This is a genomic window from Arthrobacter sp. Dra40, from assembly GCF_059091905.1.
On the sequence record NZ_JBNHHB010000224.1, the window covers coordinates 1 to 8,051 of the forward strand.

At 67.0% G+C, this 8,051-nt stretch carries 8 protein-coding genes and 1 riboswitch; of the genes, 4 read left to right on the forward strand and 4 right to left on the reverse strand.

Annotated features, from left to right (window positions below; genetic code table 11):
* Positions 1-408: VOC family protein (locus AC5RWT_RS31885; protein ID WP_494083716.1), on the reverse strand; the 408-nt coding region annotated here is incomplete at its 3' end.
* A gap of 271 nt (positions 409-679) precedes the next feature.
* A riboswitch (SAM riboswitch) is annotated at positions 680-793 on the forward strand.
* Between the two features lie 67 nt (positions 794-860).
* Here AC5RWT_RS31885 and AC5RWT_RS31890 point away from each other — a divergent pair.
* Both AC5RWT_RS31890 and metX read left to right on the forward strand, forming a co-directional pair.
* Positions 861-2,186: a bifunctional o-acetylhomoserine/o-acetylserine sulfhydrylase gene (locus AC5RWT_RS31890; protein WP_494083717.1), complete on the forward strand. Its 1,326-nt coding sequence runs from the start codon at positions 861-863 to the stop codon at positions 2,184-2,186.
* Positions 2,187-2,266: 80 nt separating this feature from the next.
* Positions 2,267-3,337, forward strand: a complete 1,071-nt coding sequence (gene metX / locus AC5RWT_RS31895) for a homoserine O-acetyltransferase MetX (RefSeq protein WP_494083723.1) — start codon at positions 2,267-2,269, stop codon at positions 3,335-3,337.
* Positions 3,338-3,480: 143 nt separating this feature from the next.
* On the opposite strand, the gene AC5RWT_RS31900 is transcribed toward metX, so the two are convergent.
* The gene (locus AC5RWT_RS31900; RefSeq protein ID WP_494083718.1) at positions 3,481-4,647 is read right to left on the reverse strand and encodes a winged helix DNA-binding domain-containing protein; all 1,167 of its coding nucleotides are present in this window, start codon (positions 4,645-4,647) and stop codon (positions 3,481-3,483) included.
* An 11-nt stretch (positions 4,648-4,658) separates the two neighbouring features.
* Positions 4,659-5,501, reverse strand: a complete 843-nt coding sequence (locus AC5RWT_RS31905) for an SGNH/GDSL hydrolase family protein (protein WP_494083719.1) — start codon at positions 5,499-5,501, stop codon at positions 4,659-4,661.
* Between the two features lie 194 nt (positions 5,502-5,695).
* Between AC5RWT_RS31905 and AC5RWT_RS31910 the strand changes: the two genes are divergently transcribed.
* Positions 5,696-6,346 (forward strand): alpha/beta hydrolase, encoded by a 651-nt coding sequence (locus AC5RWT_RS31910; RefSeq protein ID WP_494083720.1) that lies wholly within the window; start codon positions 5,696-5,698, stop codon positions 6,344-6,346.
* 108 nt (positions 6,347-6,454) lie between these two features.
* Here the strand turns inward: AC5RWT_RS31910 and AC5RWT_RS31915 are convergent, their stop codons facing one another.
* A complete protein-coding gene (locus AC5RWT_RS31915) occupies positions 6,455-6,682 on the reverse strand; it encodes an RNA-binding S4 domain-containing protein (protein ID WP_494083721.1) in 228 nt (75 codons plus the stop codon).
* 158 nt (positions 6,683-6,840) lie between these two features.
* Between AC5RWT_RS31915 and AC5RWT_RS31920 the strand changes: the two genes are divergently transcribed.
* Positions 6,841-7,812, forward strand: a complete 972-nt coding sequence (locus AC5RWT_RS31920) for a DMT family transporter (RefSeq protein WP_494083722.1) — start codon at positions 6,841-6,843, stop codon at positions 7,810-7,812.
* Positions 7,813-8,051: the final 239 nt, after the last annotated feature.

Sequence of the window (8,051 nt, forward strand, 5' to 3'; positions counted from 1 at the left end):
GTAGGGAACCTGCGGGTCGGCGATCAAGCCCTTGATGCCGATCTGCTGCCAGCTCAATTCCTGCCCGTCCGGGAACTTGCGGTTGCCGGGCACGGCGTGGCGGCCCAGTCGTTCTTCGAACGGGGTCAGATCCCCGACCTCCACGCACCAACCCATCCAGCCGCCGCCGGCTTCGGACCGTGCACGGACCGCCTGGCCGAAGGGGGCCTTGTCCGACGCGGGGTGGTCCAGGACCTCCACGACCTCCAGGTAGTGGTGGTCGGTGAGGGGGAAGATCATATTGCGGGTGCCGAAGCGGGGATGCACCCCGCCCTTGACTGCGTCGATGCCCAGAGCTGCGGCTATCCGCTCTGAAGTGGCAGCCAGACCGTCGGGTTCAGCAGCATAGGAAACATGGTCGAAGCGCATGGCTATATCTTGGCACTTTGTGAACCCGCTCTCGACTTAGGGTGACCTAAGTCACTCGGTTGTCGCTGCGGCTCTTCACCATAGGTCATGAGCAAAGCGGGCAGCCATGGCACGGCCTCAAACAGGGGAGAAGCTCTGCCGTGCGCGCCCCAAAGTGCGGGGAGCGGCCCAGCCGCGCCCGCCCCCACGATGCGGGGAAAGGCTGTGCCGCGGCCGGTCATAAGGTGTCACATTCTTGCGGCTGGACGCCTGGCCACGGACACTGGAAGCAGGTCATGAGTGCCAGCGTGAAACCCCGGTTTGCTGGCCGGCAACCCTCCAACCGCGTGGGGTGCCCCGGGTGAAGACCAGGCAGCCGCCATGAGGCGGTGCGCAAGCGCGGGTCACACCCGGGATAGACATGCCGGCACGGCCGGATCCCGGATGACCCCTTCCACTGAAGGAGTTGCACCATGTCCACTGCAGATTGGTCCTTTGAGACCCGTCAGATTCACGTAGGCCAGGAGCCGGATGCCGCAACAGGCGCCCGGGCCCTGCCGATCTACCAGACAACCTCGTTCGTCTTCCCCAGCACGCAGAGCGCCGCGGACCGCTTTGCCTTGTCCGAACTGTCGCCTATCTACACCAGGATCGGCAACCCCACCAGCGAGGCAGTCGAGACCCGGATCGCGAACCTCGAAGGCGGCGTCGGCGCCCTGCTGCTCGCCTCGGGACAGGCAGCATCAACCTTCTCCATCCTGAACCTCGCCGAGGCCGGCGACCATATCGTGGCCAGTCCCAGCCTGTACGGCGGCACCTACAACCTGCTCCGCACCACGCTGCCCAAGTTCGGCATCGACGTCACCTTCGTCGAGGATCCGGACAACCTGCAGCAGTGGCGCGACGCTGTGAAACCGAACACCAAAGCGTTCTTCGGCGAGGTCGTCTCCAATCCGCGCCAGGACGTGCTGGACCTGGAGGGCGTCAGCGCCATCGCCCATGAGAACGGTGTGCCGCTGATTGTCGATAACACGTTGGCAACCCCGTACCTGATCCGCCCGATTGAGTGGGGTGCTGACATCGTGCTCCATTCGGCCACCAAGTACCTCGGCGGCCACGGGACCGCCATCGGCGGGGTGATCGTGGATGGCGGCACCTTCGACTTCGCCGCGGACCCCGGCAAGTTCCCGGGCTTCAACACTCCGGACGAGACCTACAACGGGTTGATCTTCGCCCGCGACCTGGGGGTCAACGGTGCCTTGGGTGCCAACCTGGCCTACATCCTCAAGGCCAGGGTGCAGTTGCTGCGCGATCTGGGGTCCGCCATTTCGCCGTTCAATGCGTTCCTGATCGCCCAGGGACTGGAGACGCTGAGCCTGCGCGTGGAGCGGCACGTGGCGAACGCGCAGAAGGTCGCCGAATTCCTGGAAGGGCACGACGACGTTACCTCCGTCGCGTACCTCGGCCTGCCCTCGAGCCCGTGGTACGACCGCGGCCGCAAGTACGGTCCGAAGGGCACCGGCGCCATCGTTTCCTTCGAGATCAAGGGCGGCATCGAAGCCGGCAAGCGCTTTGTGGACGGCCTTGAACTGCATTCGCACGTGGCCAACCTGGGCGATGTCCGCTCGCTGGTGATCCACCCGGCGTCGACCACCCACGCCCAGCTCTCGGCCTCGGAGCGGCTCGCCGCCGGGGTGACGGACGGGCTGGTCCGGCTGTCGGTGGGCATCGAGAACGTCAACGACATCATCGCCGACCTGGAGGCCGGTTTCCGCGCCGCCAAGGGTGCGGACGACTAGGCAAGCAGGTAGAGCGCAGCGTGACGATAGTGCAACCGCAGGAACTGGTGGAACAGGCGACGGACGGCCTTCTGCGCCGGATGCCTCTTGGCGCCCTGGAACTGGAGGCCGGCGGCTATCTGCCCGAGGTGGTCCTCGGCTATGAAACCTGGGGCACCTTGAATGCGGACGCGTCCAACGCTGTCCTGATCGAACACGCCCTGACCGGCAGCACGCATGTCGCGCGCGGTTACTCCGACGAGGACGGCTGGTGGGATGATCTGGTGGGTCCCGGTGCCACGATCGACACGGAGCGCTATTTCGTAGTGGCCGCCAACATGGTTGGCGGCTGCTACGGCTCCACCGGCCCCGCGTCCCCCGCGCCGGACGGGACACCGTGGGGGTCACGGTTTCCGTTCGTCACGATCCGCGATTCGGTCCGGGCCGAAGCGCGCCTGGCCGACGCGCTGGGCATCCGGCGCTGGCACACAGTACTCGGCGGGTCGATGGGTGGCGCCCGCGCGCTTGAATGGGCGGTAACGTTCCCGGAGCGCACAGCCCGGTGCGCAGTCCTGTCGTGCGGCGCCGCGAGCACCGCTGAGCAAATTGCCTTCGCGCAGGCGCAGGTCGCCGCCATCCGGCTGGACCCGCACTTCGCCGGCGGCGACTTTTACGACGGTCCTGCTCCCGAGGCCGGACTCGGCATTGCCCGGCGCATTGCGCACATCAACTACCGCGCAGAGCCGGAGCTGGAGTACCGGTTCGGACGCAGGCCGCAGGCGGAGGAGCAGCCGTTCGGCGGTATCACGCCGTCCGCACGTGGCCGCTATGCAGTGGAAAGCTACCTCGACTACCAAGCGGACAAGCTCGTCGCGCGCTTTGACGCCAACAGCTACATCCTGCTCACCGAGGCCCTGGTCAGCCACGACATTGCCCGGGGCCGGGGCTCACTCGAGCAGACGCTCGGCGGCCTCACCGAAACGCAGTTCTTCATCGCCGCCGTGGATTCCGATCGCCTGTACTTTCCCGAACAGTCGCGGCAGCTGGCCGAGGCGCTGCCCGGGGCAGTCAAGGTCCACACCATTGAAACGCCGCTGGGCCACGACGGCTTCCTCACCGATATCCACCAGCTGCATGAGGCCCTCACCGAGGCGTTCTTCGCGCCCGCCTAATGGTTCGTCCCGCCAACCTGAAAGCTGCATGAGTACGACGGCGGGGTCCGCCATCAGGGCGGATCCCCGCCCGTGTCCGGGATGAGGTTGAGGGGACGGTCAAGCCACATCGAGCGGGGCATCGGATCAGGTTGAACGGGACGTCAGATCAGTTCGATCGTGACCGGCCGCCGCAGAAATGCTGCGTAGCGTTCCACGGCCAAGCCCACGGCGTGTCGCTCCGACTCAGTGAATGACCGCAGCGGCCTGAGCCGCAGCTGCGCCGCGCCGGGCCCGAGCACGTGTTTCCAGTTGGCCACCATCTTCCCGTCCAGCAGCAGCACGTGCATCGGCACCGTACTACTGAGAGCTGCCGGGGCAGCGCCGTCGAGATAGCCGCGGGTCTTGGAGTAGCCCATCACATATTCGTCGTAGCACTGGATCAGGTCAGCCCGGGGCAGTTCATCATTGGCAACGGCCGTACTTCCGGCTGTTCCGGCGGCCGGGGAATACCAGAGCTGTACGCCCTCGGCTTCGGTCCGTTCGAGTCCGTCGTGGCCGCCGGCTTCCAAGCCGCGCGCGATGTCAGCCTGTGGAAGGTTGGACCAGTCGGAGCAGTCCTTCACGGCCGCTGGTCCGCGGCTGGCGAAGTACCGGGCGGTCAACTGTGACAGTGCTGCGTCGCGGTCGAAATCCGCCGGCAGCGGCGGTACCCGCTCGTCGAAGGACGCGTAGGTTTGCTGGAGGGCACCGGAATCCGCAGTGCGTGGCGGGCCGCTGACCAGCACGCGGTCGATTTCGGCGTGGAACACCAGGTGCCCCAGCCGCTGGCCGCGCAGCGGCGCGCCGTTCAGCCGCACCCCGTCGTCCGCCAGCAGCCCCGTTTCGCTGAGCCGGGCGGCGAGTTCATCCCGGGTGCGGTGCCTGCCGTTGGCCACAGCATCGGCCAGCACATCGTTGCTGCGCGCCACCGTCGCCTCGTCCAGGCCTAGTTGCCGGTCCCGGCCCTTGTTTCCAGCCTTCAGGCGCGGGGCTGAGAGCAGCATCAGCCAGCGCAGGTCCCCGGCGGACACAAAGTGCCAGGTCGGCCGCAGGACATGCGTGCGCAGGATGCGGCCGGCCGCGATAGCCGCATCCACTTCCGCGGCATCGTCCCGGGCCGGCCCGCTGCAGCGCTGCGCCAGCGACCAGCGGGCGTAGGCATACTCCTGGGACTGGAAGGCGAGCAGCCACGGCACTACGGCAACCGGGCCGTCGTCCCCGGGGCTGTCCCACAGCCGTTGCGCCCGCAGCCGGTGGCGGCGGATGTCCTGGCGACTCGGCTGCTGCATCAACCGCTCCGTTATTCGGCCGCGCCTGGAGGCATGCCGGGGCCGAAGAAGGGGCCGGCAGCCGGGCGCTTGGGCAGGATCCCGTCGCCCGAGGACTGGTGGCGGATCCGGCGAAGAACCCACGGCATCAAGTGCTGGCGGGCCCAGACCAGATCCTCGGTGCGTGCTGTGCGCCAGTTCTTGGGCGGGAGCGGTTTGGGCACCTCCGGTTGGAGGGAATGCTCCACGTTAAGGGTGTCCAGGACCATGGCCGCTATGGTGTGGTGGCCCAGCGGGGAGAAATGCAGCCGGTCCGGCGCCCACATCTGCGGAGCTTTCAGTTGCCGCAGCGCCCACATGTCGGCAATGACCGCGTCATGGCGGGTGGCGACCGTGCGCAGATTTTCATTGAAGATCGCGGCTTTGCCCCGGACGCTGCCGATCACCGGGGTGTCGCCGATGTCCGGTGCGGTAAACAGGACAATAGTGGCGCCGGAGCTTGCCAACCGGGTGATGGCGCCGTCGATCTTCTCCGCCAGGACGTCAGGGTCCCCGCTGCGCCGGATCACGTCGTTGCCGCCGGCGCAGACGGAAATAAGGTCCGGATGCAGGGCAAGGGCCGGTTCGATTTGCTCATCGATGATTTGCTGCAGCAGGCGGCCACGGATGGCGAGGTTGGCGTAGGCAAAGTCATCGTGGCCGCGCGCCAGTTCCTCGGCCACGCGGTCGGCCCAACCACGGTGTCCGCCCGGGCTGCCGGGATCTGGGTCGCCGATGCCTTCGGTGAAGGAATCGCCGATGGCCACGTAGCGGCTCCAGGGGTGGCGGGCCGCGACGACGGGGGCCGTTGCTTCAGATGAAGACAAGTTACTCACAAGTACATTGTCCCAAGAAGCTGCCGAGGATGCACGAGAGAAGCCGCCGGGGATGCACCAGTTGACAGGCACCTCCAACGGAGCGGCACGGCGGGCAGGCAATCGCCAACCCGTGCGGAGCGGCACCGGCCTGAGGCAGCGGCCGTGAAGCTTTAACTTTCAAGTAATGGGGTTGTTGTGCGATCATTGTCGGCATGACTGAAACTACTTATCAGCCCGTGGTGGCCTGGTCCAAGACCGAGCCGGAGCGCGCGGGCACGCCACTGCTGGTGCTCTTTCACGGTTATGGATCCCACGAGCAGGACCTGATGGGCCTGGTGCCCGGGCTGCCGGAGGAATTCACTGTGGCGGCCGTGCGCGCGCCGGTGGCGATGGGGCCCGGGTTCACCTGGTTCCCGCTGATGCACGAGCCGGAATTTTCCGTGGACAAGGTCACGAAGGCAGTCAGCGATGTGCTGTCCTGGTTGGACGGCGTGAAGGGTCAGCACAGCAGCGTCTCGGTGCTGGGCTTCTCCATGGGCATGGCGGTAGCTACGTCGGTACTGCGCCACCGCCCGGAGGAAATTGCCGCCGTCGTGGGCCTGTCCGGCTTCGCCGTGCCCGCCGCCGGCAGCGAATTCTTCCGCGACGATGCAGTCAAGGCCATCAAGCCGCCGGTCTTCTGGGGCCGCGATCAGGAGGATCCGGTCATCACCCCGGACAAGATCGAGTTCACCCATACCTGGGCCAACGAGCACGTGGACCTGACCAAGGTCCTCTATGCGGGCATCGGCCACGGCATCAACGCCCAGGAACTGGCCCACGTGAAGGAGTTTCTGACCTACAAGGTGCTCAAGGCCCGGTAGCCTGGGGCATGCGCAGCGGCTGCTGTCGCGGGCCGCCCGCGCTGGCACAGGGGGCAGGCGCGCACCGGCCGCAGCGGAACGCGCCGCCGTCGTCCCACGGGAAACGCCTTAACGGCGGCTGACGCGCACCGTCTCGCCGTTGCAGCTCACGGTGTCCCCGGCATGCAACTGCCGGCCGCGGCGCGTTTCGATCTCGCCGTTCACCTGAACCAGCCCGTTCTCGACGAACTCCTTGGCCTGTATCCCGTCGTCGGCAAGGTTGGCCAGCTTGAGCAACTGGCCCAGCCGGATCATCTCGTCGCGGATCGGCACGTCATGCATTTCGTCGGAAGCCATGGCTCCATCATGCCCGATGTTGCGGGGCATAAAGTGTCATGTGTGCCCCGTTCCGCCGAGTTTTCCCTGATCATGAACCGGCTGCTGTCCAGCAGTCACCGGGACCCATCCCTTCCAGCCGCGGGCAAGCCGTGAAGGCCCGTCCGAAGGTGGCCGGCATGACATCCCACCGGCGCATACCGCTGGGCTTTGGCCTGGTTTTGTCCGTTGCCGCGGGTGTAGCCATGCCCATCCAAGGCAGGATCAATGGGGCGCTCGGTGCCCGGCTCGACGACGGGCTGGCCGCCGCCGTCGTCAGTTTCAGCACCGGCCTTCTCCTGCTGGTCGTCGGATGCCTGCTGCTGCCCTCCGCCCGCACCGGGCTGCGGCGGGTTGCCCCGGCGCTGCGGCAACGCAAGTTCCCGCGCTGGTACCTCTTGGCAGGCTGCAGCGGTGCCTTCCTGGTCCTCAGCCAAGGTGAGACCGTGGCGCTGATCGGCATCGCCCTGTTCACGGTAGCCGCCGTCACCGGACAAACGGTGTCGGGGCTGCTGGTGGACCGGCTGGGCTTGGGGCCGGGCGGCCGGGCTCCCGTCACCGGCATCCGAGTCATCAGCGCCCTGCTTACCGTCCTGGCGGTGGCGTGGGCGGTGTCGCCCAAATTCTCGCTCGGGGGCCCTGCCGGCAGTTGGCTGCTGCCGGTCCTGTTGCCGCTGGCCGCGGGATTCCTGCAAAGCTTCCAGCAGGCGCTGAACGGGGTGCAGGCCGTGCACTATGGGTCGCCATGGCCGGCCACGCTGATCAACTTCGTTGTGGGCGGCGCAGTGCTGTGGGCGGGCTGGGGGATCAAAGTGGCGATTGCGGGCGCGGGAAACCCTCTGCCGCTTGAGTGGTGGTACTACCTGGGCGGGCCGATTGGATGCGCCTTCATCGCGCTGGCCGCGGTGTTGGTCCGCTCGCTCGGCGTGCTCCAGACCGGTTTGGGCATGATTTCCGGACAGATTCTGGGTTCGCTGCTGCTGGATCTGGTGGTGCCGGCTCCGGGAACGGTGATCACCACGGCGACCGTGCTGGGAACGCTGCTGACGCTTCTGGCGGCGGTGCTCGGCACGCTGCCGTGGCAACGGGCCTCCGCCTCCGCCACCAGGTGACCGCCACCGCTGCCTGCGGCTGTATCGGGCCGCCGCCTCCGGCTCAGCCGTCCTGCCTTCATGGTTCCGGTTCGGGTTCCAGATTTCGGTAGGCTAACGTTGTAGCTTCGCTATGCGCCGATCCGTGCCTGCAGCCGCCGGGCGGATCTGTGCCATGACAACCCTCGGACCGCACCCAGCGGCCCTGGAGAGATACGGAGAACCACCTCATGGCAGCAGCCAAATCAGTCCTCGATTCG